General features: G+C 70.1%; 20 protein-coding genes. 10 read left to right on the forward strand and 10 right to left on the reverse strand.

Features of this window, described 5'->3' with window-relative positions; translation table 11 throughout:
• Positions 1-79 precede the first annotated feature (79 nt).
• Positions 80-538 carry a hypothetical protein gene (locus VFG40_RS09520; RefSeq protein ID WP_324897113.1) on the reverse strand — a complete coding sequence of 153 codons (459 nt, stop codon included), beginning with the start codon at positions 536-538 and terminating at the stop codon, positions 80-82.
• A 188-nt stretch (positions 539-726) separates the two neighbouring features.
• Positions 727-2,535 carry a DUF885 domain-containing protein gene (locus VFG40_RS09525; protein WP_324897114.1) on the reverse strand — a complete coding sequence of 603 codons (1,809 nt, stop codon included), beginning with the start codon at positions 2,533-2,535 and terminating at the stop codon, positions 727-729.
• Positions 2,536-2,702: 167 nt separating this feature from the next.
• Here VFG40_RS09525 and VFG40_RS09530 point away from each other — a divergent pair, with 167 nt between their 5' ends.
• Positions 2,703-3,464 (forward strand): tetratricopeptide repeat protein, encoded by a 762-nt coding sequence (locus VFG40_RS09530; RefSeq protein ID WP_324897115.1) that lies wholly within the window; start codon positions 2,703-2,705, stop codon positions 3,462-3,464.
• A gap of 32 nt (positions 3,465-3,496) precedes the next feature.
• Here the strand turns inward: VFG40_RS09530 and VFG40_RS09535 are convergent, their stop codons facing one another.
• Positions 3,497-3,805 carry a hypothetical protein gene (locus tag VFG40_RS09535; RefSeq protein ID WP_324897116.1) on the reverse strand — a complete coding sequence of 103 codons (309 nt, stop codon included), beginning with the start codon at positions 3,803-3,805 and terminating at the stop codon, positions 3,497-3,499.
• An 84-nt stretch (positions 3,806-3,889) separates the two neighbouring features.
• Positions 3,890-5,485, reverse strand: coding sequence for a tryptophan halogenase family protein (locus VFG40_RS09540; protein WP_324897117.1), 1,596 nt, complete (start codon positions 5,483-5,485; stop codon positions 3,890-3,892).
• A 123-nt stretch (positions 5,486-5,608) separates the two neighbouring features.
• On the opposite strand from VFG40_RS09540, the gene VFG40_RS09545 reads away from it, so the two are divergent.
• The gene (locus VFG40_RS09545; RefSeq protein ID WP_324897118.1) at positions 5,609-6,094 is read left to right on the forward strand and encodes a YciI family protein; all 486 of its coding nucleotides are present in this window, start codon (positions 5,609-5,611) and stop codon (positions 6,092-6,094) included.
• Between the two features lie 23 nt (positions 6,095-6,117).
• On the opposite strand, the gene VFG40_RS09550 is transcribed toward VFG40_RS09545, so the two are convergent.
• The gene (locus tag VFG40_RS09550) at positions 6,118-7,005 is read right to left on the reverse strand and encodes an MBL fold metallo-hydrolase (protein ID WP_324897119.1); all 888 of its coding nucleotides are present in this window, start codon (positions 7,003-7,005) and stop codon (positions 6,118-6,120) included.
• Between the two features lie 186 nt (positions 7,006-7,191).
• Here VFG40_RS09550 and VFG40_RS09555 point away from each other — a divergent pair, with 186 nt between their 5' ends.
• Both VFG40_RS09555 and VFG40_RS09560 read left to right on the forward strand, forming a co-directional pair.
• A complete protein-coding gene (locus tag VFG40_RS09555; protein ID WP_324897120.1) occupies positions 7,192-7,587 on the forward strand; it encodes a hypothetical protein in 396 nt (131 codons plus the stop codon).
• 88 nt (positions 7,588-7,675) lie between these two features.
• The gene (locus tag VFG40_RS09560) at positions 7,676-8,224 is read left to right on the forward strand and encodes a hypothetical protein (RefSeq protein WP_324897121.1); all 549 of its coding nucleotides are present in this window, start codon (positions 7,676-7,678) and stop codon (positions 8,222-8,224) included.
• A 9-nt stretch (positions 8,225-8,233) separates the two neighbouring features.
• Here VFG40_RS09560 and VFG40_RS09565 read toward each other — a convergent pair whose 3' ends face one another.
• Entirely contained in the window at positions 8,234-8,893 is a 660-nt protein-coding gene (locus VFG40_RS09565) for a glutathione S-transferase family protein (RefSeq protein ID WP_324897122.1), read from the reverse strand.
• Between the two features lie 239 nt (positions 8,894-9,132).
• Between VFG40_RS09565 and VFG40_RS09570 the strand changes: the two genes are divergently transcribed.
• From VFG40_RS09570 to VFG40_RS09580, 3 genes are all read left to right on the forward strand, one after another.
• Positions 9,133-14,067 (forward strand): alpha-2-macroglobulin family protein, encoded by a 4,935-nt coding sequence (locus VFG40_RS09570; protein WP_525931240.1) that lies wholly within the window; start codon positions 9,133-9,135, stop codon positions 14,065-14,067.
• A 358-nt stretch (positions 14,068-14,425) separates the two neighbouring features.
• On the forward strand, positions 14,426-16,804 hold the full coding sequence (gene pbpC, locus VFG40_RS09575; RefSeq protein ID WP_324897124.1) for a penicillin-binding protein 1C: 2,379 nt from the start codon (positions 14,426-14,428) through the stop codon (positions 16,802-16,804).
• Between the two features lie 352 nt (positions 16,805-17,156).
• Complete coding sequence (locus VFG40_RS09580) at positions 17,157-18,653, forward strand: amidase (protein WP_324897125.1); 1,497 nt, start codon at positions 17,157-17,159, stop codon at positions 18,651-18,653.
• A gap of 4 nt (positions 18,654-18,657) precedes the next feature.
• Here the strand turns inward: VFG40_RS09580 and VFG40_RS09585 are convergent, their stop codons facing one another.
• Positions 18,658-19,269 carry a hypothetical protein gene (locus VFG40_RS09585; RefSeq protein ID WP_324897126.1) on the reverse strand — a complete coding sequence of 204 codons (612 nt, stop codon included), beginning with the start codon at positions 19,267-19,269 and terminating at the stop codon, positions 18,658-18,660.
• Between the two features lie 46 nt (positions 19,270-19,315).
• Between VFG40_RS09585 and VFG40_RS09590 the strand changes: the two genes are divergently transcribed.
• Positions 19,316-19,960, forward strand: coding sequence for a glutathione S-transferase N-terminal domain-containing protein (locus VFG40_RS09590; protein ID WP_324897127.1), 645 nt, complete (start codon positions 19,316-19,318; stop codon positions 19,958-19,960).
• Between the two features lie 3 nt (positions 19,961-19,963).
• On the opposite strand, the gene VFG40_RS09595 is transcribed toward VFG40_RS09590, so the two are convergent.
• From VFG40_RS09595 to VFG40_RS09605, 3 genes are all read right to left on the reverse strand, one after another.
• On the reverse strand, positions 19,964-20,926 hold the full coding sequence (locus VFG40_RS09595; protein ID WP_324897143.1) for a zinc-dependent alcohol dehydrogenase family protein: 963 nt from the start codon (positions 20,924-20,926) through the stop codon (positions 19,964-19,966).
• A 161-nt stretch (positions 20,927-21,087) separates the two neighbouring features.
• Positions 21,088-21,966, reverse strand: a complete 879-nt coding sequence (locus tag VFG40_RS09600) for a hypothetical protein (protein WP_324897128.1) — start codon at positions 21,964-21,966, stop codon at positions 21,088-21,090.
• A 93-nt stretch (positions 21,967-22,059) separates the two neighbouring features.
• A complete protein-coding gene (locus VFG40_RS09605; RefSeq protein WP_324897144.1) occupies positions 22,060-23,136 on the reverse strand; it encodes a DUF1615 domain-containing protein in 1,077 nt (358 codons plus the stop codon).
• 243 nt (positions 23,137-23,379) lie between these two features.
• Between VFG40_RS09605 and VFG40_RS09610 the strand changes: the two genes are divergently transcribed.
• Positions 23,380-24,177, forward strand: coding sequence for an SAM-dependent methyltransferase (locus VFG40_RS09610; RefSeq protein ID WP_324897129.1), 798 nt, complete (start codon positions 23,380-23,382; stop codon positions 24,175-24,177).
• Between the two features lie 173 nt (positions 24,178-24,350).
• Positions 24,351-24,668 carry a hypothetical protein gene (locus VFG40_RS09615; RefSeq protein WP_324897130.1) on the forward strand — a complete coding sequence of 106 codons (318 nt, stop codon included), beginning with the start codon at positions 24,351-24,353 and terminating at the stop codon, positions 24,666-24,668.
• Positions 24,669-24,694: the final 26 nt, after the last annotated feature.

Consider the following 24,694-nt stretch of genomic DNA (forward strand, 5'->3'; position numbering starts at 1 on the left):
TTGGCATCTCCCGCTCGCCGCCGCGGATGCGAAGGATCCCGCCAGTTTCCCGCGGGATGTCGTCAAGCGACAGCCGGGTCTACCGCAGGGACCTCGGCGAGCCGAGCCGACGTACAGCTGCCAGCGTGTGCACCAGTTCGCGATAGCTGGCGGCGAGCTGGTCGTAAAGCGTGGCGGTGGCGCGCCGCCCGGCGTCGGCCACGCCCTGGTAGGCGGCGCGGCCGATGTCGATGTAGTAGCCCACGCTCACGCGGCGGCGTTCGGCAACGTCGGGAAACAGTCCCGCGACGAGCAGGCACCGGTCGCCCACGTCGCGCAGGGCATCACCGCGGGCGGCGCCGACCAGTTCGAGCGCATCCAGCCAGTCGACGCCGTGGGTGTGGGCGAGCAGGTGCGCGTCGCGCTGGAAGCGCAGCAGCACGAAGACCAGATAGCTCTCGCGCGTTTCATCGAGCGGATGTCCCGCGCGCTGGCCCGCTTCGTGTACCAGTGCCTGCCACAGTTGTACCGGTGTGCCGTGCTGGATCGTGTCGATCATGTCGCCTGAACCCCCTGCTGGTCGTCGACGGCGCCAGCCTAGCGCGGCATTTCGCGCAACGCGCGGCAGCCGGGCAGGCGGAGTGCTGACAGGGGCCTCGGATACGGCCAGACTCGTTGCTGCCCGCAAAAAGACGAGGGGCGCCCCGGCAGGAGGCGCCCCTCGCATCACGTGCAGCGTCGGCCGGATCAGTGCGCGGCGGTGCTGGCCGCCGCGGCGGGCTGAGTCCGCAGCTTCGCCTCCACCGGGCCGCCCAGCATCTGCGCACGCACCAGCGGGATCGGCGGGCCGCCGTAGCTGAGGAACTGGTCGTGGAAGGCCTTCAGCGCGTCGGCACCGGGATGCTTGGCGACCCAGTCCTGGCGCAACTGCATGATCATCAGCTTGCCCAGCGTGTAGTTGAGATAGGCCGGGTCGTAGGTGCCGCGGGCGGCCTGCTGGCGCGCGCTGCCGGGGTCCTGGAAGGCCTTGTCTTTGAACATCTGCTCGGACTGCGCCATGGTCATACCGCCGGTGTGCAGGCCGATCGCGGACAGGTAGCGCACGTCGCGCAGCAGGGCATTGGTGAGCTGGCCGATGTGCACTTCGGGGGTGGCGCCATCCACGCCCTGGTCGAACATCATCTCCTCGGCGTAGTGCGCCCAGCCTTCGGCAAAGGCATAGCCAACGAACAGGCGCCCGAACATCCACTGCGCCCGGTTGGCGTGTAGGAACTGCAGGAAGTGGCCCGGCCACACCTCATGCGAAGAGACAAATTCCAGCGCCGCCTTGCCGGGCACGTACGCGGCCTGGTCGGCCTTGCTCCAGTTCGGGTCCGGCGGGGCGATGTAGTACACCGAGGGCAGGTTCTTCTCGTACGGCCCGGGAATCTCGATGTAGGCGAAGTTCCAGCGGTTGAACGGCGGGGCTTCCTCCACCTTGGCCTGCTCGGTGCCGGGGATGGTGACCAGGTTCTTGTCCGCCACGAACTGGCGCAACGAGGCGAGCTGCTTGCGCGCACCCTCCACCGCGCCGCCTTCGGGCTTGTCGGCCGCTTCCTTGGCCACGCAGTCGGCCAGCGATTTGCCGGGGGCGAACTGGTCGCAGGCGGCCTTCAGCGCGTCGAGGTTGCGTTGCAGGTCGGCCTCGCCAATCGCCTTGAGCTGGTCCAGCGGCACGTCCACGCGCTCGGTGGCGTGGAGCATGGCGGCGAACTTGTCCGCGCCCAGCGCGTAATCCTGCGTCGCCTTTGGCTGCTGCGCCTTCAGCCAGTCGGCCAGCTCCTGCGAGGCCTTGATCGCCGCGGCATTGGCTTTATCGAACCGCGCCTGCAGGGCCGGGTCTTTCACGCTGGCGAAGATCCCGGGTACGTCGTTCTTGAAGAACGCTGCAAAGCCGCCGAACGAGTTGATGCCCAGGGTGAGGTACGAGGCCGGCAGCGGCGTCTTGAGGTTGGCCTTCACCTGGGCCAGCGCCTTCGGCAGCGCTTCCTCGTAGGTGACGAAAGCCGCCATGCGGTCGGCCAAAGGGGCGTACGGGCGGGTCAGGTACATGCTCGGCGAGAGGTCGCCGGTGTAGAAGGCCGGGTTGGAATACGGGAAGCCCGACTGCTCCAGCCAGAACAGCTGGCCCTCGATCACGGCCAGCACGTAGTCGCGCTGGAAACGCCCTTGCGCATCGAGAGCGTCGTCGCCGAAGGCCGCGAATGCGTCGTGCTGGGCGTGCAGCCAGTCGGCCGTTGCCTTGAGCCCTTCGGGACTGTAGTCGGGCAACTTGCCGTCGTACTCGTGCTTGCCGGCGTTGGCGGCGAACACCGGGTTGTGCTCGAACATGCCCTGGATGAAACCATCGACCGCCGTGCCCAGCGCGGCGGTCTTGTCGGCGTCGTGCGCCGCCGCGGTGGCGGCTGGCGCGGGAGTCGCCGCGTCGCCTGGCGGTGCGGCCTGCTCCTTGGAGCAGCCGGCCAGCAGGGCGGCGGTGATGACGGCAGACAGCGTGAGAACGCGCAGCGATCGCATGGGTCGACTCCCCTCGTAGACAGAGCGTCGAGAGTAGGCGTTGCCGTGACGGCGGGCAATCCGCGGGCACGGTCGCTCGCCGGGGCTTGCGGATGCGCCGCCGCGCTGGCATACCGCGGACGGGGCCCGGCACCGCGGCGGAGCCGGCGCATCGGGAGAACGACGGGATGAGGATGTCCAGAAAGACGGTGCTGCTGGGTGGGCTATGGATGCTGCATGGCTGCGCCAGCGCGCCGGTGACGCAGCCACGCCACGAGGTGCGGATCGTCCAGCCGTCTCCCGAAGAGGCGGCGCGCGAGGCGGCCGATGTGCAGCGCGTGGTGGAAGGCGTGCGGATGATCCAGCACGGACAGATCATGGCGGCCATTGATGGCCCGTTCGATGAAGTGGCGCGCCGCTACGAAGCGCAGTACCGCGGCAGCCCGCAGGTGATCTTCAGCGCGCGGGGGATGGCCGACGCCCTGCTTTACTCGACCACGGCCGCCAGAACCAGGCCCGGGGTGGCGACCATGGTGATCGGCCCGGCCTGGGCGATGGCGTACTGGGGACGCGGTTACGCCTACAACGAGATGGCGCGCTACGACGACGCCATCGTCGCTCTGGACAAAGCGCTCGCGCTGGCTCCGTTCGACGCGCAGTACAACATCGAGATCGGCTTCGCCTACCAGCGCAAGTCGGCCTGGCAGGAATCGCTGGGGCACTACGAAACCGCCGAGGCCTTCGCCAGCCTGACCACCGACGAGAAGGCGGTGGCCGACGTCACCTGCAAGGCACTGCGCGGCAAGGGCTACGACCTGGTCGAGCTGCACCGCTACGACGAGGCGCGCGCCGCGTATCGCGGCTGCCTGAAGCTGGTGCCGGACGAGCCGAAGTCACTGGACGAGCTGAAGTACATCGATCGGGTGGTGCAGCGGGCACCAGCCGGTTAGGCGTCGCGGGCTCGGCGCTCCGCGCTCCGCGCTCAGCGCCGGCGCTTCCAGCGGACCCAGCGGATCCAGCGGCGTTCCGCCCAGATCAGTCCACGACGCACCGGGCGCCGCAGGAACGGCAGATCCTGTGCCAGCAGCAGCAGGCCCAGCGGCAGCATCCACAGGCCCAGCACGGGTAGCACGCTGAGCAGGCCGCCGACCACCAGCATCAGCCCCAGCGGAATGCGCAGCCAGGCCGCGCCGGGCGCACGCAGCCACAGCAGCACGCGATGCAGCCGTGCCGGCAGCGCCCGCTCCAGGCGATCCAGTTGATGATTGAGCCGTTGCTCGTCGCGGTTCACGGTGAGGTCCTTTCGATACCGGCAACGAGGTTAGCGGTTACAGCTTTATCGGTGCCGAACGCGTGGCGGGCGTCGATGGGACCCTCACCAGAAATAGACCTGCAGCGATTCCTCCCGCGGCCGCGGCGGGATCGCGTCGAGCAGCTCGCGGTGGTCGGGGAAGTTGAGCGCGCTGCGCTGGATCAGGTTGTCGATGGCCGCCACGCTGTGCGGTGGCTGGCCGGGCGGGCGAAGTTCGCTGTCGTGAGGGAACAGTCCCATGCCGGCCAGCAGGCTGTACCACGACATCACCGGGTAGCCCTGTCCGAATGTGCTCTGCTGGATGCCGCCCACCAGCGGCCGGCGCGCCAGCCAGGTCTTGAGCAGGCGGGTGAGCGGTTCGGACAGATGCGTGTTGGCGGCGTTGGCGCGCCAGTAGTCGGTGTCGGTGCGGGTGTTGGTCTTGTAGTGCGCCACGATGTAGTCGCGGGTGCCGTCGAACTGCGCGTTCACCGCCGCGTTGAGGGTGGCCTGCGTCGACGCGCCGAGGTCGCCCTTTTCCAGCGCGTCCACGAACAGGCTGGCGGTGCGCTGCACCAGCATCAGCGCGGTGGCTTCCAGCGGCTCGATGAAGCCCTGGGCCAGCCCCACCGCCAGACAGTTGCGATGCCAGTGCCGCTCCACGCGGCCGGTGCGCATGCGCAGGTGCTTCGCCGGCACGTCGGCGTCGAGCAGGCCCAGGTGGGTTCGCAGTTCCGTCTCGGCCTGCTCGGGCGTGCAGTGCGCCGTGCTGTAGACGTAGCCGTTGCCGTAGCGCTGGGTGAGCGGAATGGTCCACGCCCAGCCGTGGCGCATGGCGGCGGAGATCGTCTGCGACATGATCGGCCCGTCCAGCGGCGTGGGCATCGCCACCGCGGCGTCGTTGAACAATGCATCGGCGTAGGAGACGTAGGGCGTTTGCAGGGTCTGCTCGATCAGCAGGCCGGCGAAGCCCGTGCAGTCGACGAAGAAATCCGCGGCCAGCGTGTCGCCGCCTTCCAGTTGCAGCGCGGCAATGTCGCCCCGCGCGTCGCGCTCCACCGCCACCACGTGGCGCGGCAGATGCCGGATGCCGCGCTCTACCGCCTTGCGCTGCAGGAACGTGCCCAGCAGCACCGAGTCGAAGTGGTAGCCGTACCAGACGTCGAACGGGAATTCGCGCCGCGGCCGCGGCGCACGGCACTCGCGAGCCAGCCGGGTGGCGAGGAAGTAGCGGTCCGGATGGGCATCCACGTCCTCGCCGTCCAGCCGCCGATGCACGTGGTCGACGAACTGGGTCATGGTGAGGTTGTCGAGCATCGAGGCGAAGGCGTGGAAATAGCTTTCATGCCCCGGCCGCGTGGACCAGCCGTCGAAGCGGATGCCGCTCTTGTAGGTGGCGTGGCAGGCGGGCATCCATTCGGATTCCTCGATGCCCAGCTCCTCGAAGAACCCGCGCAGCCACGGCGTGGAACCCTCGCCCACGCCGATGATGCCCACCTGCGGCGACTCCAGCACGGTGACTTTGAGCCGCTCGCCGTAGCCGGAATGCGCCAGCAGCAGCGCCGTCATCCAGCCGGCGGTGCCGCCCCCGACCACCGCAATGTGTTTCACCGGCGGCTCGCGGTCGATCGGGGGACGTGCGGCGCTGCGGCCGCGATAGACGGTGGCGGTGTCGGTCATGCGCGGTGGCTGCCGGCGAGGAGGGAGCGGGCAGGTTAGTGCGGCCCTTGGCGGCGTGCTACCGGCGCCGGCCATCCGGCATCCGGCGTAGCCTGTGGCCACCATTGCTGCGGAGAGTGCGCCATGAAAGGTCTGCTGTGTCTTGCCATCGCATGCGGCGCGCTCACGCTTGCCGGCGTCTCGCGCGCGGGCGAATCCACGCCGGCGCCGTACGACGCGGCGTTGGCCAACCGCCTGGGCGCGGATGCGCGCGGCATGCGGCCCTACGTGCTGGTGATCCTGAAAACCGGGCCGAAGCACGTGCCCGAAGGGAAGGCGCGCGATGCGATGTTTGCCGGGCACTTCGCCAACATCCAGCGTCTGGCCGACGCGGGCAAGCTGGTTACGGCGGGGCCGTTCGACGATGCGGGCGGCGACTGGCGCGGGCTGTTCCTGTTCGCCGTGGAGTCGGTCGACCAGGCCATGGCGCTGGTGGCGACCGACCCGGTGATCGCCCACGGCGAGATGGTGGCCGAGTACCACCGCTGGTATGGCTCGGCGGCAGCGATGATGCTGCCGCAGATCCATCGCAGCCTGACGGCGCCGGTACCCGGCAGCACCGCGCACTGAGCGGGTGCTGCGGTACCGCGGCCTTACTGCGGCCAGGCCATGTCGCCCTTGACCACCCTGGCGCCCAGCTCCAGCCAGCCGCGCTCGGGCAGGTCGGGGTAGGCCGTTTCCATGGCGGCGACCAGCGCCTCCGCAGTGCCTGCCTTGACGGCCTGGGCATCGAACGTGGTGAGGTAGTCCGCATTGAAACGCACGGCGGCGAGCCCGGCCGGCGCCAGGCCCAGGTAATGCCCGGGCACCACGCGCACCGGCTTGAGCGCCTCGATGGTCTTGAGCGTGGCCTGCCACTGCTGGCGCGACGCGGCGGTCGGCGTGTCGGCGACCCACACGTGCGAGCCGCTGAACACCACCGCCCCGCCGAGCACGGTCTTCAGCGAGGGAATCCAAACGTAGCTGCGCGCGGGCGTGGGGCCGTCCAGACCCTTGATCTGCAGGCGATGGCCTTCCAGTGTGAGATGGTCGCCCTGGAGCACCTGCGGCAACACCAGCGCCTGCGGCTTGTTGTCCTTCAACTGCGGACCCCAGAACTCGAGCTTGCGTTGCATCAGCGACTTCATCGCCGCGACGGTCGGGGCGGTGGCGACAATGCGTGCGTCGGGGAAGGCCGCGTGGATGACGTCCAGCCCGAAGTAATAGTCCGGATCGCTGTGGCTGATGTAGACGGTGGTGAGGGTCTTGCCGCTGGCACGGATGGCCTCCACCAGCGCCTGGGCGTCGTTGCGCTGGAACTGCGCGTCGATCAGCACGGCGTCGTGCGCACCGCTGATGATCTCGGAGGACACCGGAAACATCGACCTGGCGCCGGGGTTGTAGACCTGCAGCGTGAGCGGCGCAGGCGCAGTGGCTGCGATGGCGGTGGTGGCGCCGAAGCACGCGAGCAGTGCGAAGACCAGAGTAGTGCGACGAAGCATGGTGACGATTCCTGATGTGCGCCCGGGCGGCGACAACGGCCACGATAGGAAGCCCCCGGCGATGGAAAAACCTCACGCGAGAGGACGGTCTGTTGCGTCATCCGTCGCAATCGCTGGCGCAGGCGTTGCCGGCCCCGCGGCGGGCCCGCTACGCTCGCGCTTCATTCCAATCAGGCAGGGCAGCGCGTGACCGATCCGGCATCGACACCGCAGCAGGAGTCCAAGGCAGGAGCCGATGACGCCGTATATCGGCAGGGCTGGCGCGCCGGCGTGCTGGCAGGGGCGGCGGTGCTGCTGTTTCTGGTGCCCTGGTGGCTGCAGCGCGAGACGTCGTCCGGCTGGATCGTTCCCGCCTACGTAGGCCTCATGGTGTGGCCGTTCGTGGTGTTCTGGGCCGGGGTCGAGCTGGCGGCCGGCGCCGTCGTCTACATGCGCCGTCGCGCCGGGCGTCCCTGTGACCTGGCGCGCGCCCGGCGCATCGGGCTTCTCGTGATGTGTGGCCTGTCTGCGGCGCTGGTCGCGTGGGGAATGGCGCTGGACCATGCGTACCTGGCGATGCCGTTTGCCCCGGCGAGTGGCTGATGCGCGGGCACCGCGTTGCGGTCCCGCGGCCATCGGCGCTTAATGGGTCTGCGCCCGCCGCGCATGACATGACCCGGAGGATTCCGCCATGAAATCGCTGACCACCCTTGTTGCAACCGCCACGCTGGCCCTTGCCAGCGCTGCCGCCGGCGCCGACTCGATGTCGCTGACCCATTTCCGCGAGCACGTACTGCCGGTGTTGGTAAGGGTCGACGCCCATGGCAAGGTGACCGATCTGTCTCCGGCCGTGGAACTCACCCCCGCATTTACCCGTCTGTTGCGGCAGACGGTGGATCAACTGATCACCGGCCCTGCAACCGACCATGGCAAGCCGAGGTCCAGCCAGTTCGTGATGAAGCTCGGCCTTCAGGCCACCGCACGCGCCGATGGCAGCTACGATACGCGCTTCATTTATCTGTCCAGCGCGCCGGTGCCTTCAGGGCGATGGTTCTGGCAGAACGAAGACGGGCATCGCCTGGCGCTGGTGAGGGCGGACGGGTTGAACTACCGCAGCTCGCGCGATCGTCGCCACGACCTTCCGACCTGGCGCGAGCCCTGGAGCCACGAGCGCTCGGTGCGCGAGGCGCCACCACCCGCGCCGGGGCAGGTTGCACCCAGCGGCCGCCACGGCCGCTGATCGCGCCGCTCAATCGCGGTCGGGCGCACCCAGCGGGAAGTAGTGGCGATAAGGGCGCGCCTCATCCACCGCGCGGGCGAACGACGGCCGCGCCAGCAGGCGCCGCCGGTAGGCGTGCACGTTGGCAAAGGTGGCGTCGATGGGGTGCGTCCAGTCCGCATAGAACAGGAACGGCGCGGCTCCGCAGTCGGCCAGGCTGAAGCGCTCGCCGACCGCCCAGGTGCGCCCGGCCATGCGTTGATCCAGCCACGCGTAGGCGGTGTCGAGCATGGCGCGGGCCTCGGTGACGCCGTAGCGGTCGCGCTGGTCTTCGGGCCGGATGCGGTCGAGCACCACCTTCTGCTGCGGCGTGGAGATGTAGTTGTCGAAGAAGCGGTCGAGCATGCGCACTTCCAGCACGGCGTCCGCGTCGTCCGGCAGGAAGCGGGTGGCGCCGGGGTAGTGCCGGTCCAGGTGTTCGATGATGCAGGTCGCCTCAAGGATCGTGCGCTCGCCGTCGACCAGCACCGGAAAGCGCTTGATCGGCCACCGCGCGGCCAGCTCGGCCTGCGCCTGCGGGTCTTCCAGCGTGCGTAGCTCGAACGGCGTGCCGTTTTCGTAGAGGGCCACCAGCACCTTCTGGCAGTACGAGGAGAACGGGTGGGCATAGAGCTGGGGCAGGGCGGGCATCGGTGCGTTTCTCCAGGAGGGTTTCGCTGACGACGAGCGGCGGCGTTCCGGATCGACGCGGATCGATGCGAGCGTTCCCGGTCATGTCAGAATTTCCGGCGCAGCGCGCCCCGCGGCCGCCATCCGGCCGCCACGAATGGCCGCCATACTGTTGCCATATCCAGGGAGAGGTTCTCATGTCACGTCTGTCGAATTCGCGGCGCCGGCCAGTCCGGTGGCTGCGGCCGCTGCTTGTCCCGATGGTTTGCCTGGTGCTGCTCGCCGCCTGTGGGCGCAGCGAGGGTGACAAGCCCGCACTGCAGGGCGCACCGGCCGGTTCCTCGACCACTGCCCGGGCCGGCGACAAGGCCGGCTTCATGCTGATGTCGGGAAGCTCCTCGGTGCGCAACGACCGCACCCAGCTGGAGCTGGTGTTCAACGCCAAACTGGCCTCTGCGCAGGCCTTCGACGACGTGCTTGCGGTCACCGGTCCCTCCGGCGAGCCGGTGAGCGGCAGCTGGGGCCTGAGCGACGACGGCACCACGCTGAGCTTTCCCTACGTGGCGCCGAACACGCGCTACGCCGTGGCGATCAAGCCCGGTCTGCTTGCCGCGGACGGCCGCACGCTCGGCCATGCGGTGAAGCGCGACATCTACTCAGGCAATCTGCCCGGCGCCGTGGGCTTCGCCTCGCACGGCAGTGTGCTGCCGGCGCGCGGCACACGCGGCCTGCCGCTGGTCTCGGTGAACGTGCACGACGCCGACGTGGAATTCTTTCGCGTGCACGAGGACGCGCTGTCGGACCTGTTCTGCTCCTACCCGCGCAACGGCCACCGCGACAGCTACGAGCTGGACCACGACCCCTATACCTACGATGCCTGCGGCCCGAACGGCAGCCGCAGCAAGCGCGCGCTCACGGACATGGCCGACTCGGTCTATGCCAACCACTACGCGCTCAAGGGCGGGCCGAACGAGCGCACCGTGACCTACCTGCCGGTGCAGAACATCCGCGAGCTGGCCGAACCCGGCGTGTACATGGCGGTGGTCAAGGCCGCCGGCACGTTCAAGGGCGGCTACGACACGGCGACCTTCTTCGTCAGTGATCTCGGCCTGCACCTGCGCGTATACCGCGACAACGTGCTGCTGCACGTGGCCTCGCTGCGCGACGGCGCGCCGGTGGGCGGGGTCGCCGTGGAGATCCGCGACGAGGCCGGCAACCCCACGCTCAAGGCCACCACCGACGATGCCGGCAACGCGCTGATCGCCTACAAGGTTCGCGATTCGGACGTGCTGGTGGCGCGCCACGGCAAGGACATCTCGGTGCTGCCGTTCAACCGGCCGGCGCTGGACGTGTCCAACTTCGACATCACGGGGCGCAAGCAGGCGCCGTTCGAGGTGTACGCGTGGTCCGGCCGTGACCTGTATCGCCCCGGCGAGACGCTGCGCGCCTCGGCGCTGCTGCGCGATGCCGACGGTCAGCCGATGAAGGCCCAGTCGCTGTTCGTGCGCGTGCGCCAGCCCGATGGCCGCACCTTGCAGGACACCCGGCTGGAGCCCAAGCAGCTCAACTACTTCGAACTCAGCGAGGCGATTCCGGCCGATGCGCCCACCGGCCTGTGGCAGCTGGAGTTCCGCCTCGACCCGGCCAGCAAGGCCTCGGTGCAGGCGTTTCCCTTCCACGTCGAGGAGTTCCTGCCCGAACGGCTGAAGGTGACGCTGGACAGTCCGCAGCCGCGCCTGGCGCCGAATGAGCCGCTGCAGCTGAAGGTAGCCTCGAGCTATCTCTACGGTGCGCCGGCCGACGGCAACCGCTTCACCGCCAAGCTGCTGGTGGCGCCGGAGGTGCATCCGGTGGACGCCATGAAGGACACCTTCTTCGGCGACCCCACGGTCGATCTGCCCAAGTCCGCCGACGACGTGATCGACGCCACGCTCGACGCGCAGGGCCAGCTCGCCCAGGACGTGCCGCTGCCCGATGACGTCAAGCCGGTGGCCCCACTGGCGGTGACGCTGTCCGGCAGCGTGTACGAGAGCGGCGGTCGCGCGGTGACGCGCCTGCTCAAGCGCACCTACTGGCCGGCCGACGCGCTGGTCGGCGTGCGGCCGGAGTTCGATCCCAAGCAGGGCGCGGAGAGCGAGAGCCCGGTCGGCTTCGAGATCGTGCGCGTGGGCGCCGATGGCAAGCGCGTCGCCGGCAGTCACCTCAAGGTGCGCCTGCAGCGCGAGCTGCGCGATTTCTACTGGCTGTACGAGCGTGACGGCGGCTGGAAATCCGACGCCAACCAGCGCCTGCAGCTGATCGACGAGAAGGACGTCGACGTCAGCGCCACTACCAACACCCGGGTCGAGTTCCCGGTGGAGTGGGGCAGTTACCGCGTCGAGGTGTACGACGCGGCTACCAAGCTCACCACGGTGTTCCCGTTCTTCGCCGGCTACAGCTGGGACGACGAGAACCTCGGCAAGGAAGCGCGCCCGGACAAGGTGAAGCTGGCGCTGGACAAGGCGCGCTACCGCGCCGGCGACACCATGAAGGTGACCGTCACCCCGCCGCACGACGGTCCCGGCGTGCTGCTGGTCGAGTCCGACCATCTGCTCTACACCAGGAACATCGACGCCAAGGCCGGCGCCACGTTCTCGATTCCGGTCACCAAGGACTGGGAGCGCCACGACGTGTACGTGGTGGCGCTGGTGTTCCGTGGCGGCGAGGCGGTGGAACACACCACGCCGGCACGCGCGATGGGCGTGGAATACGTGGCGATGGATCGCAGCGGCCGCCGCATCCCGCTCACCCTGAAGGCGCCCGCGCTGATGCGCCCGGGCAACCCGCTGGATGTCACCGTGCAGGCGACCGGGCTGGCGGGCAAGCAGGCCTACGTGACGGTGTCGGCGGTGGACCAGGGCGTGATCAACATCACCGACTACGCCGTGCCTGATGCCTGGTCGTGGATGTTCGCCAAGCGTGCGCTGGCCACCGAGGCCTATGACCTCTACAGCCGCCTCATCGAGGCGATGGACGGCGATACCGCGCGCCTGCGCTACGGCGGCGACATGAGCGGCGATGCGCTGCCCAAGGCCGCGCGGATCAACCCGAAGGTGCAGATCGTCGACCTGTTCGCCGGCCCGGTCGCCTTCGACGCGCAGGGCAACGCGCAGGTGCACCTGGCTGTTCCGGACTTCAACGGCAGCCTGCGGGTTAGCGCGCTGGCCTATACCGACAGCCGCTTCGGCAACGCCGATGGCGCGGTCACCGTGCGCGCGCCGCTGGTGGTGGAGCCGAGCACGCCGCGCGTGATGGCCGGCGGAGACAAGGCGGTGATCAGCCTGGATCTGAAGAACCTCTCCGGCAAGGACGGCACGGCCAAGGTGCGCGTCACCGGCACCGGCCCCATCCGCATTGAGCACGGCGAGCAGGCCATCGCGCTCAAGGACGGCGGCGGTACCACGCTGACCTTGCCGGTGACCGCCGGTGCCGGGGCGGCGGTGGCGGGCGTCGACATCCACGCCCAGCTCAACGACTACCAGGTCGACCGCCACTTCGAGTTCGCCGTGCGCCCGGCCTGGCCGGAGGTGCTGCGCAACCAGCCGCTGGCGCTGGAGGCGGGCAAGGCACTGAGCATCGGCAGCGAACTGCTGGCCGGGCTCATCCCCGACACCGTGCGGGCGCGCCTGAGCCTGAGCACGCTGCCGCCGTTGCCGTACGGCGCTGCGCTGCGCGACATGCTGCGCTATCCCTACGGCTGCATCGAGCAGACCACCAGCAAGGGCTACGCCGCGCTGATCATGGACACCGCCACGGCCAAGGCGCTGGGCGTGACGCCGATGGACGATGCGGTGCGCAAGGCCGCCGTGGACAGCGCGATGGATCGCATCGCCTCGTTCCAGGCGAGCAACGGCCACTTCAGTTTCTGGGGCGGCACCAGCCCCATCGTCACCTTCACCACGCCGTACGTGGTCGACTTCCTGCTCGACGCGCGCGACGCCGGCTTCGCCGTGCCGCAGGACGTGCTGCAGAAATCGCTGCAGCGCCTCAGCGACGATCTGCTGGGCGGCGGCCACGCGTATTACAGCTACGAGCACCACGACCACATGCGGCTGGCCGACGAGGCGTATTCCGGCTTCGTGCTCGCCCGCGTCAACCGCGCGCCGCTGGGCACGCTGCGCGCGATCTTCGACAACGAGCGCAGCAAAGTGGTGGCGCCGCTGCCGCTGGTGCACCTGGGCGTGGCGTTCAAGCTGATGGGCGACAACGAGCGCGCGCAGAAGGCCATTGCCGAGGCCTTCGCCTGGGACAAGGAGCGCCCGTGGTACGTGGGCGACTACGGCTCGGACCTGCGCGACCTCGCGCTGATGGTGGCGCTCACCCACACCTACGGCCTCAACAAGCCCGAGTACGACGCCAAGCTGATCGACTGGGCGCGCAACGTGGACAGCCACGTGCGCGAGCGCCAGAAGCAGGACGCGCTGTACCGCTGGTCGTGGTCGTACCTCAGCACGCAGGAGCAAGCCGCGATCGCCCGCGTCGCCAAGGCGTTCGGCGCGGCGGAGGCCGCGCCGCTAGCCGCCACACTGAGCGTGGGCGGCAAGACGGAGGCCTCGCCCGATCGCCGCGTGTGGAGCCGCGACCTCACTGCCGCCGAGCTGAAGTCCGGGGTGAGCCTGCAGTCCACCGGCAGCGCGACCATCTTCGCCACGCTCGACGTCGCCGGCGTCACCCAGCAGGCACCGCCCGCCGACGACAGCCAGATCGACGTACGCCGCAGCTGGTTCACCACTGACGGCAAGCCGTGGGAAGGCGGCACGCTGAAGGAGGGCGAGACGCTCATCGCCGAGCTCACCATCGAGGCGCGCATGGACATCCCCGACGCGCTGGTCACCGACCTGCTGCCGGGCGGGCTGGAGGTCGAGAACCTCAATCTCTCCGGCGCCCAGCAGTGGTCCGGCGTGGTCATCGACGGCATCGACATGGACCAGCACGATTCCGCCGCCAACGTGGTGCACGAGGAATATCGCGACGACCGCTACGCCGCCGCACTGAAGCTCGAGCGTGGCGACGCGGCCCACGTGTTCTACCTCGTGCGCGCCGTGACGCCGGGCATCTACGCCGTGCCGCCACCGCTGGTGGAAGACATGTACCGCCCGGCCCTGCGCGGCATCGGCAAGGCCGAGCCGGTGAAAGTCACCGTGGTGGAGCCGTGAGATGAGCGCGGTGCGTCCACGCAGTCGCCGCGCGCGCCCGCGTTTTTCGGTCGCGCGCAAGGAGTGGCTGGCACCGCGTTCCAAATGTCCGCGTTCCAGACGTTGTTGAATCATCCGTATCCGGACGTATGCGCAGCATGCTCACGCCACCTCGCCGTCATTCCCGCGAAAGCGGGAGGCGCCTCTCAACGGCGGATGCCGGTCATCCACCCTGCAATGATGCAAAGGCAACATGGATCCCCCCTTTCGCGGGAATGACGGCGTTGGAGGTTTCATTGCGCGGCGGCGCCCGCGCCCTGAAGCGAAATCGGGCGATGGTGTATGCGCTGCCTCCTCACACTGAGCGCATCGATCAACGATGACTGGCACGTCCGCAAGCCCACCATCCACGCGTCGTTTCCGCCTTCGGCGCTGGTCTCGCCGCAGCGCCATCGCCCTGGGCGTACTTGCACTGCTCGCGCTCGCGCTCGACCGCCTGTTTCCGCTCCACCTGCCGCCCCCCGACGGCGGCAGCACCGTGGTGCTGTCGCGCGATGGCACGCCGCTGCGCGCGTTCGCGGACAGCGACGGCGTATGGCGCTATCCGGCCACGGTCGACACCGTGTCGCCGCTCTACCTGAAAGCGTTGCTGGGCTACGAGGACCGATGGTTCTACCGCCACCCTGGCGTGAATCCGTATGCGCTGGCGCGCGGCATGGCCGGCGGCCTGTTGCACGGGCGCATCGTCTCGGGCGGCTCCACGCTCACCATGCAGGTGGCGCGCATCATCGATCCGATCCCGCACACGGTGGGTGGCAAGGCGATCCAGATCCTGCGCGCGTTGCAGCTGGAAGCGCATCTGAGCAAGCGGCAGATCCTCGATCTGTATCTCAACCATGCGCCGTTTGGCGGTCCGATCGAGGGCGTGGAGGCGGCCTCGTGGGCGTACCTCGGCAAGCCGGCGAAGAACCTTTCGCGAGCCGAAGCGGCGCTGCTGGCGGTGCTGCCGCAGGCGCCGAGCCGGCTGCGGCCGGATCGTCATCCCGAGGCTGCTCGCGCGGCCCGCGACAAGGTGCTCACACGCCTGCGCGACGAGGGTATCTGGACGGCCAAACAGGTGCGCGATGCGCGGATCGAGCCGGTGGTGGCCCGTTCGCTGCGCGCACCGCTCTCCGCTGCGCTGCTGGCCGAGCGCCTGCACCGCGAGCAGCCGACCGAGCGGCGCATCACCACCACAATCGACGCCAACCTGCAGCGCGCCGCCGAGGATCGCGTGAGCGGGTATCTGGCGCGCCTGCCGCAGCACACCAGCGCCGCGTTGCTGGTGGTTGACAACGCCAGTCACGAGGCGCGCGTCTACCTGGGCACCAGCGACTTTGCCGACCCGGATCGGCACGGCTACATCGACATGGTGCAGGCGCCGCGCTCGCCCGGCTCCACGCTCAAGCCCTTTCTGTACGGTCTGGCGCTGGACGACGGCCTGATCACCTCCGAGAGCCTGTTGGTGGACGCGCCGCAGGATTTCGGTGGTTACCGCCCGGGCAATTTTGACGAGGCATTCTCCGGCCCGGTGGGCGTAGCTGAGGCGCTGCAGCGTTCGCTCAACGTGCCGGCGGTGGACGTGCTCGACCGGGTAGGGCCGAACCGCTTCGTGGCGCGACTCGCCGCCGGTGGTCTGGACCTGGGCCTGCCGGCCGGCGCGCAGCCGAACCTGTCGATCATCCTGGGCGGCGCCTCGACGCGGCTGGAGGATCTGGTGGGCGCCTATGCCGCGCTGGCCAACCGCGGCGTGGCGGTGGCGCCGCGCTACACGCCGCAGCAGGTGGCGCAGCCGCGCCGTCTGCTGTCGCCGGGCGCGGCGTGGATCATCCGCGACGTGCTGGCGCACAACCCGGCCGACGTGGAGGGCGCGCCGCTGGAAGGCGCGGTGAACCGCCACGCGGCGGTCGCCTGGAAAACCGGCACCAGCTACGGCTACCGCGACGCTTGGGCGGTGGGCGTCACCGACCAGTTCACCATCGGCGTGTGGATCGGCCGCCCGGACGGCACGCCGTCGCCCGGTCAGTACGGCGCGATCACCGCGCTGCCGCTGCTGTTCCAGATCGCCGACATGCTGCCCGCGCGCGGCCCGGCAAGCCGTTTCGCGCAGCCGGCGAGCGTGCGCTCGGTGGAGATCTGCTGGCCGCTGGGTGGCGCGCAGGCGGCGACCGATCCCGCCCTGTGCCGCCAGCACCGCAGCGCCTGGGTGCTGGACGACGCGCTGCCGCCCACGTTCGCCGAGCGCGACCTCAGCGCGTGGTCGGCCGGGCTGGTGACGCTGCGCGTGGACGCGCAGGGCCGGCGACTGAGCGCCACCTGCCACGGCACAGGCGAGCACGCGGTGCAGCTGGCGCGCTGGCCGGCGCTGGCCACGCCGTGGCTGAGTCAGGACGACCGCGCCGCCTCCGCGCTGCCGCCGCTGGCGCCCGGTTGCCCGGCCGACTCGCTGGACAACGCCAGCGCCATCCGCATCGCCGGCCTCGCCGATGGCGTGCGCCTGCGCCGCGCGCCCCACAGCAGCCAGCCGCTGCGCGTCACGCTCAAGGCGCTTGGCGCCACGGGTACTGTGCAGTGGCTGCTGGACGGTCGACTACAGGGCAGCACCGAGGACGCACACTCCATCGCGCTGGCGCTGGAGCAGCCGGGCGAGCACACCATCACCGCGCTCAGCGCACGCGGTGCGTGGAGCTCGCTGCGGGTGAGCGTGGCGGGGCGCTGAGTTCTGCCTCGCTGCCGGGAGGCGCAGGCGATGGAGGGCGTGCGTGCAGCGCCGATGGTTGGTGCGGCCGTCGGCTGATCAACGCGCGGAACCATCACCAAACCGTGCCGCATCGACTCCGTCGCCCCGTCGGGGAGAGCCGGGAGCCGGCGACGCTGCAGACCTTGCTGTCGGCTCCTCTCCACCTTCCGGTCAGCCCCGCCCCTTTCAACTCAATCCTCTCCTCCGAGGGGAGAGTAGGCATCGCGAACGCAGGTGGTGAGCCGCACCGCGCGGGACGCGTTTTGCCTTGGCGTCGTCGACCGCACGCGCCCCTATGATGGCGACTGCTCCCTCACGCACGGGTCCATCGATGTTCGCCGAGTACTCGCGTTACGACGCCACCGGACTGGCTGCCCTGATCGCCCGCGGCGAGGTGAGTGTCGGCGAGGTGTTGGAGGCCGCGCTGGCCCGTGCGGCGCAGGTGAACCCCGCGCTCGCGGCGATCTGCCTGCCGATGGAGGCGGTCGCCCGTGAGCGCGCCGCCGGCCCGCTGGCCGGCCCGTTCGCCGGCGTGCCGTTCCTGCTCAAGGACATGGGGCAGGACTACGCAGGCGTGCCCAGCCCGTCCGGCAGCCGCGCGCTGCGCGACTGGGTGCCCGACCGCCATGCGGACATCGTGCGGCGCTTTCTCGATGCGGGGCTGGTGGTGTTCGGCAAGACCGCCTCGCCCGAGTTCGCGCTGAAGGCGGAGACCTCGCCGCAGCTGTGGCCGCAGCCCACGCGCAATCCGTGGGATCTGGCGCGCACGCCCGGCGGTTCGTCCGGCGGCGCGGCGGCCGCGGTGGCCGCGGACATCGTGCCCGTGGCAGGAGCGTCCGACGGCGGCGGCTCGATCCGCATCCCGGCCGCGTATTGCGGCCTGTTCGGGCTGCGCCCCTCGCGCGGACGCGTGCCCTGCGGCCCGGCCGATGGCGAGCACTGGGAGGGCGCCTCCAGCCAGCACGTGATCAGCCGCAGCGTGCGCGATTCCGCGCGCCTGCTCGACGCCATCGCCGGTCCCGGGCACGGCGCGCCCTTCGTCATCGCGCCGCCGGCGCAGACGTACGCCGAGGCGATCGCGCGACCGCCTCGGCGCCTGCGCATCGGCTTCAGCACGCGTTCGCCGCTGGGCACGCCGGTGCATGCGGAGTGCGTGGCCGCGGTGCAGCGTGCCGCTGCCGTGCTGGCCGACCTCGGCCACGCGGTGGAGCCGGCCGAGCCCGCGGTGGACGGCCGCGCGCTGGCGCGCAGTTTCATCACCATGTACTTCGGCCAGGTGGCTGCCGGCATGGCGCACGCCCGCGCGCTCACCGGCGCGGGCGAGGATGCGTTCGAGCTGGAAACGCGCGTGCTCGGCCTGCTCGGGCGCACCATCAGCGCGGGTGAGTACGTGGCCCGACACGCGCAGTGGAACGGCTACGCACTGGCGATGGCCGACTTTCACCGGCAGTACGACCTCTACCTCACGCCCACCACCGCGCAGCCGCCCAACCGCATCGGCGAGATCGACACGCCCCCGGGGCAGCGAGCGCTGGCGCGCGCGGTGCTGGCGCTGGGCGCGGGCCGCCTGTTGCTGGCGACCGGCATGGTCGACGAGCTGGTGGAGACCAGTCTGGCGCGCGTGCCATTCACCCAGCTGTCCAACCTAACCGGCACGCCGAGCATGTCGGTGCCGCTGCACTGGGCGGCGGTGGAGCAGGGCGGGCCGGAGCTGCCGTTCGGCGTGCAGTTCGTGGCGCCGTTCGGCGACGAGGCGAGCCTGCTGCAGCTGGCCGCCGAACTGGAGCAGGCGGCGCCGTGGGCCGAGCGCCGTCCGCCGCTGGCGTGAGCGATCAGTCCGGCACGTTCTCGCCGCGGCGCGCCGCCGCGCGCTGGACCGCCTCGACGAACGCGCGCTGGTAGAGGATGGCGCCGGCGAACGGCTGGCTTTCGCCGGCCGGCGTGGCGATCAGGAACCAGTCGTCGGTGGACCAGCTCACGGCCGGCGCATGCGCGCGCGGCGGACGGTGGCGCTCGTCGTCGGGCGCGCCGTAGCGCGTGGTCAGCGCCTGCACCATCGCGGGCATGCTTGGGGCCGGCAGGCCGTACGCCTGCACGATCACCGTGCGCCCGTGCGCAAAGCTCACGTACACCACGCTGTCACCGGCTTGCGCGAACGGCTGATCGGCGATCACGCACTGCTCGGTGATGTCCTCGGCGTCCACAGGCTTGCAGTGCGCGCCGGCAAATCGCGCCTGCACCGAGACCAGCGTGTCGCCGAGCCGGATGCCGGCCACGTCCGGCTCGGCGCGCGGCGGGTGTGGTGGCAGCGGACCGGAGGGCAGCTCCGCCGACTGGCAGCCGGCCAGCAGGGCGAGGCTGCCGAGGAGACAGGAAAGGAAAAGATGCCGCGCAGTCATCCACGCAGTGTAGGCAGGCAGCGCGCCGCGGCCGCTGCCGCGCATTGCCGCATGGCGCGGGTAAGCTCGCGCTTCCCGCCCGGAGATCCCCATGACCGCCACGCCCTGCCTGATCGGCCGCAGCAGCTCCCACTTTACCCGCGTGCCGCGCATGCTGGCGCTGGAGCTGGGTATCGACTGCGCGTTCCAGCCCGTCTACGACCTGGGCTCGCGCCGCACCACCGACTACGGCGGCAACCCGGCGATGAAACTGCCGGTGCTGCGCCTGGGCGACGGGCAGGTGGCCTTCGGTGCCGAAAACATCGCCCGCACACTGGCTGAGCTCGCGCCGGGCCGCATCGACGTGGTGTGGACCGAGCAGCTGCCGGGCCTCGAGGCGCGCAACGCGCAGGAGCTGGTGTGGCACGCGATGGCCGCGCAGGTGCAGCTGGTGTTCGGCACGCAGGCGGCCAAGCTGCCGGCCGACAACCTGTATTTCGCCAAGGCCGCCGACGGCCTGGCCAACGTGCTGGCGTGGCTGGAGGCGCGCATCGAGGCGGTGCTCGCCACGTTGCCGCCGGCGCGCCACGTGAGCCTGCTCGAACTCACGCTGTTCTGCCTGATCGAGCACCTGCGCTTTCGTCCCACCGTGGCGCTGGACGCGTATCCGACGCTGGCACGCTTCACCGACACCTTCGGCCAGCGCCCTTCGGCGAAGCAGACGACGTACCACTTCGATACGCCGCCGGCCGCGTAAGGACTAGAACTCCAGCACGATCTTGCCGAAGTGCTGGCCCGAGGCCTCGTGCCGGAACGCCTCGGCGATGTCGGCCAGTGCAAAGCGGGAGTCGATCTTCGGGCGCAGCCCGCCCGCGTCGATGGCAGCGATCATTTCCTGCTGGTGGGTGCGGCTGCCCACGATGATGCCCTGCAGGCGCGCCTGCTTGGCCATCAGCGCCGCGGTGGGAATCTCGCCGCCGCGGCCGGTGAGCACGCCGATCAGCGAAATGTGCCCGCCGATGCGCACCGCCTCGATCGACTGCGGCAGCGTGCCCGGGCCGCCGACCTCGATCACGTGATCCGCCCCGCGCCCGCCGGTGAGTTCGCGCACGCGCCGACCCCACTCGGGCTCGCTCTTGTAGTTGATGACGTGTTCGGCGCCCAGCGCCGTGAGTCGTTCGAGCTTGGCGTCTGACGACGAGGTGGCGATCACCCGCGCGCCCATCAGCCGGGCGAACTGCAGCGCGAAGATCGACACGCCGCCGGTACCCAGCGTGAGCACGGTGTCGCCCGCCTTGAGTCCGCCTTCCACCACCAGCGCGCGCCAGGCGGTGACCGCGGCGGTAGTGAGCGTGGCGGATTCGGCGTGGCTCCATCCGCGTGGAGCGTGGGTGAACCAGGTTGCCGGTCGCACCACCGCCTCGCGCGCATAGCCGTCGATGCCGTCGCCGGGCGTGCCGGAAAAATTGTCGATGCGTGCGGGCCCGTCCAGCCAGTGCGGGAAGAAGGTCGACACCACGGCGTCGCCCACGCGGAATTCCTCCACGCCCGCACCCACGGCCTCCACCGTGCCGGCGCCGTCTGCCATCGGGATGCGTCCGTCGGCGGTGGGGATGAAGCCGGCCACCACCGCGTAGTCGTGGAAGTTGAGCGAGTTGGCATGCAGGCGCACGCGGATCTCGCCGGGGCCGGGCGCACCCGGATCGGCGGCGTCGTCGCGCATGCGCAAATGCTCCAGCCCGCCGGGCCGGGCCAGCACGATCTGTTTCATGGGGCTTCCTGTTTGTTCGGTCTGCAAGTCAGGTGCGGGCATGCGGGGCCATCGCCAAGGGGGCAGGCCCTCGGTGACGACCGCCTCGCAGCGTGCCGCGACCGGCAGTGCGCTCAGTGTGCTGGCGCGGCGGGCAGCGGTGTGGCGGGTGCCGCGGCAGAACCGGTGAAGCTCGCGCCCTCCACATCCGCAGCCTGCCAGCCGCGGTCGCGATCCATGCCGGTGGTTTGCCACTCGTGCGCGGGAATCCGGATCGGCCCGCGCACGCGCTCGTCGAAGCGCACGGGCAGGGTGAACGGACCGAGCTTGCGGTAGGCGAGGAAGGTGGTGTCCACATGCGCGCCCTGGGTGGTCTCGAAGCCGTTGAGGGTGAGGTGCACGCGGTAAAGCAGGTGGGTCTGCGGGTGGATCCACAGCACCACCTGGTCGTTCGACGCTTCGCCGAAACCCGGTGACACGGTCGCCAGCAGGCGGTAGTAGCGCTGGCCGTTTTCCTGCGCATCGGACAGGCGGCTGATCGCGGTGGCGCGCGATTTGATGAAGCTGGGGCCGAAGTGGAACAGCGCGAACGCGTCGTTGGTGAGCGCAGTGGCCCGCAGCTTCACCGGGTCGGTCTCGCGCACGCCGTTGTAGTAGACGGTGAGGCCCTGGGGCGTGCGGATCACCTGCTTGTCGCCCAGCGGGCCGTGATGGTGCACGGCATAGACGCCGTCGCGCGGGCGGTAGCGTTCCTGCGAGGTGACACGGAAGCCGGCGTCGCTGATCACCGGCTGGATGCGCTGGATCAGCGTGTGCCAGTGGCCGTCGGTGGCAAGGTTCAGGTCGCCGCGATAGTCGCGCATGTCGCCGCCGTGCGCGGCGAGGCACTCATCGAAGATGCGTGCTGCGGTGAGGCCGTCGTCGAAGCGCGCATCGGGCGTGGCCGAGGGAAAGTGTGCGCAGCCGGCGAGCAGCAGGAGCACGGCCGGGATCAGGCGGAACAGTCGGCACATGGGCAGGCACTCCGTGAGAGACGGTACAGCCTAACCCGACCTGCCAGCTGGCCCGGCCGCCCAGCCCTGCGGCGCGATGGCGCAAGGCCCGGATCAGCGCATCCGCGTCATGCAGCTGCGGTAGCGGCTGTCCACGCGACGGGCAAACCAGGCGGTGGTGAGCTTGCGGCTGATCTTGGGGCTCTCCAGCCGGATCGTCGGCAGCGTGGCCCGCGGCAATGGCTTGCCCTGCAGGCGATCGGCCAGGGCGAACACGCGGGCGTAGGTGCGGGTCGCGGCGAAGGCTGCCGTCTCGCCCCGCGAGAGGTCGCGATGGATCTCGCCGTCATCCAGCTTCAGCCGGTCGGCGAGCGTGCGCACGGCCAGCTCGGTGTTGCTGCGTTCGCCCAGGCTGTAGCTCACCAGGTCGCCGTCCTGCGCCAGCGGGATGCCCGATGCGCGCGTCACGGCGGCCTGGAACGCCGCATTGCGGCTGGCATAGAACCCCGCGTTGTAGTCGGCGAAGCGATACAGCGGCGAGGGGTAGTCGGCGGGATAGCCCAGCAGGTGCGCGATGCCGAAATAGAGGCCGCCGCGGCGACTGAACACCTCGTGGCGGATCGAGCCGTCCACCGGGTAGGGATAATCGTGCTCGCGTGCATAGTTTTCTGCGAACGCCACACTCACCTGCATCGGGCCGCCGGTATGCACCGGATTGGCATCGCCGAACAGCCGCCTGCCCAGCGGCACCATGCCGATGAAGTCCTCGTAGGCGCGGCTCAGCTCGCGCTCGGTGCGCGCCTGCGCGATGCGATCGGCATAGCTGCGACCGTCCGGCCCGTGCAGCGCGAGCGCACCGCGTACCAGCAGTTGCGGGATGTGATGGGCGGCAGCGCGGCGATTGATCTCCGCACGGGCGATCCGGCCCAGGCCGGGCACGGCCGGATCGGACTGGAAATTCGATTCCTGCCCGGCCACGGCCAGCGCTGCGCACAGGTTCGACCGGTTGGGTTCGATCTGCTGCGCCGCGAAGGCGGCGGTGATGTCGCGCGCCCAGCCCGCGCGGTCATCGGCACCGGCGGGCAGCGCGTGGATGATGCGCGCCTGCACCTTGGCCGGATCGAGTCCGGGCGATTCCACCGTCTGGGTAGCGCAGCCGGCCACCAGCGCAATCAGCGCGGCGAGCCACAGCGATCGCGCCCGCCCGCCCGTGCCGGGGCGGCAGGCGGCATCGCCGCGCGGAGGCAGGTGGAAGTGGTCAGGCACGGGCAGCTCCGCAGGGCAGCGAAAACGCGCATGATCGGGTATCGCGCATGTCGACAGCTTGAATGGCCGGACGCGGGATGGCCCGCGTGGTGCCCGATCGGCAGCGATCGACGCGGATGCGGCATGCTCTGCGCGCGCCGGTCCGCTTCCGGCACAGGGGGCTCCACAGTGAATGCAGCAAACACCGGCAGCCTGGTCTGCGTGGGCGTGGGGATGATGCTGGGCGCCCATCTGGGGCCGCTGGCGCGCAGCCACATCGAGCAGGCCGAGGTGGTGTTCGCGGCGGTTTCCGACGCCCTGGTCGAGCGCTGGCTCGGCGGCATGAACGCCGACGTGCGCAGCCTGCAGCCGTTCTACGCCGAGGGCAGCTCGCGCATGCGTACCTATCGCGCCATGGTGCGGGCGATGCTCGCCGAGGTGCGCGCGGGCCGTCGCGTGTGCGGCGCGTTTTACGGCCACCCGGGCGTATTCGCCTGGGTGCCGCACGAAGCGATCCGCGTGGCGCGGGCGGAGGGGTTCTTCGCCCGGATGGAGCCGGGCATCTCGGCCGAAGACTGCCTGTACGCCGATGTCGGCATCGATCCGGGCCGGGTCGGCTGCCAGCATTTCGAGGCCACGCAGTTCATGCTCTACCGGCGGCGCATCGATACCGCCGCGTGGCTCGTGCTGTGGCAGATCGGGCCTGCGGGCGACCGCACGCTTACCCGCTCCATCACCGGCGCGGCGCATCGCGAGGTGCTGGTGGAGGTACTGGCGCGCGATTACCCGCTGGAGCACGAAGCGATCATCTACCGGGCGGCCACGCTGCCGATCCACCGGCCGCGGATGGAGCGTTGCCGGTTGGTCGACCTGCCGGGCGCGCAGGTCAGTGCCGAGGACACACTGGCCATCCCGCCCTGTCGCGCGCTGGAGATTGATAAGGCGCTGGCTGCCCGTCTCGCCGTGCTCGACGGCGCCGTCCGGTAGTCCGCCACCGGGCCCGTGGTGCCCGCCGATCAGGGAGGGCAGGGACGGGCCGGCATGCACAGGCCGCCGCCGGGGCATTGTGCGCGTGCGGGCCACCCAATCCGTGGCGGGAAAGCTATGATCACCCAAGGACACGCCTCCGCGGCGGCGTCCACATGTCGCGGGGGCGAACCATGTCAGATGCAGTAGAGGTGCTGGAGGCGCTTGGCCGGGATGCGCGTTTCCATACCGGCTCCGGTGATGCCGTCGCCGACGAACTGGCCGCGCGCGAGGTTGATGCACAGATCCAGGCGGCCATCCATGCGGTGGCACGCGGCGAAGATCCGCACGCGCTGCATGCGCTGCTGGGGCTGACGCCGATGGCGGCCCTGATCATGCCCGCCGAAGAAGAGGAAGAAGGCGAAGGCGAGCGCGAGCCCGAGGACGTGCCGCGGCCGGAGACGCCACCGGCGGCCGTTCGTTCGCCCGATCTGCCCGGACCGCTGCAGTGATCCACCGCGACCACCCAACCACCTGA

It is taken from the genome of Dyella sp. (genome assembly GCF_035685805.1).
In the GTDB taxonomy this organism is placed as follows: Bacteria; Pseudomonadota; Gammaproteobacteria; order Xanthomonadales; family Rhodanobacteraceae; genus Dyella_A.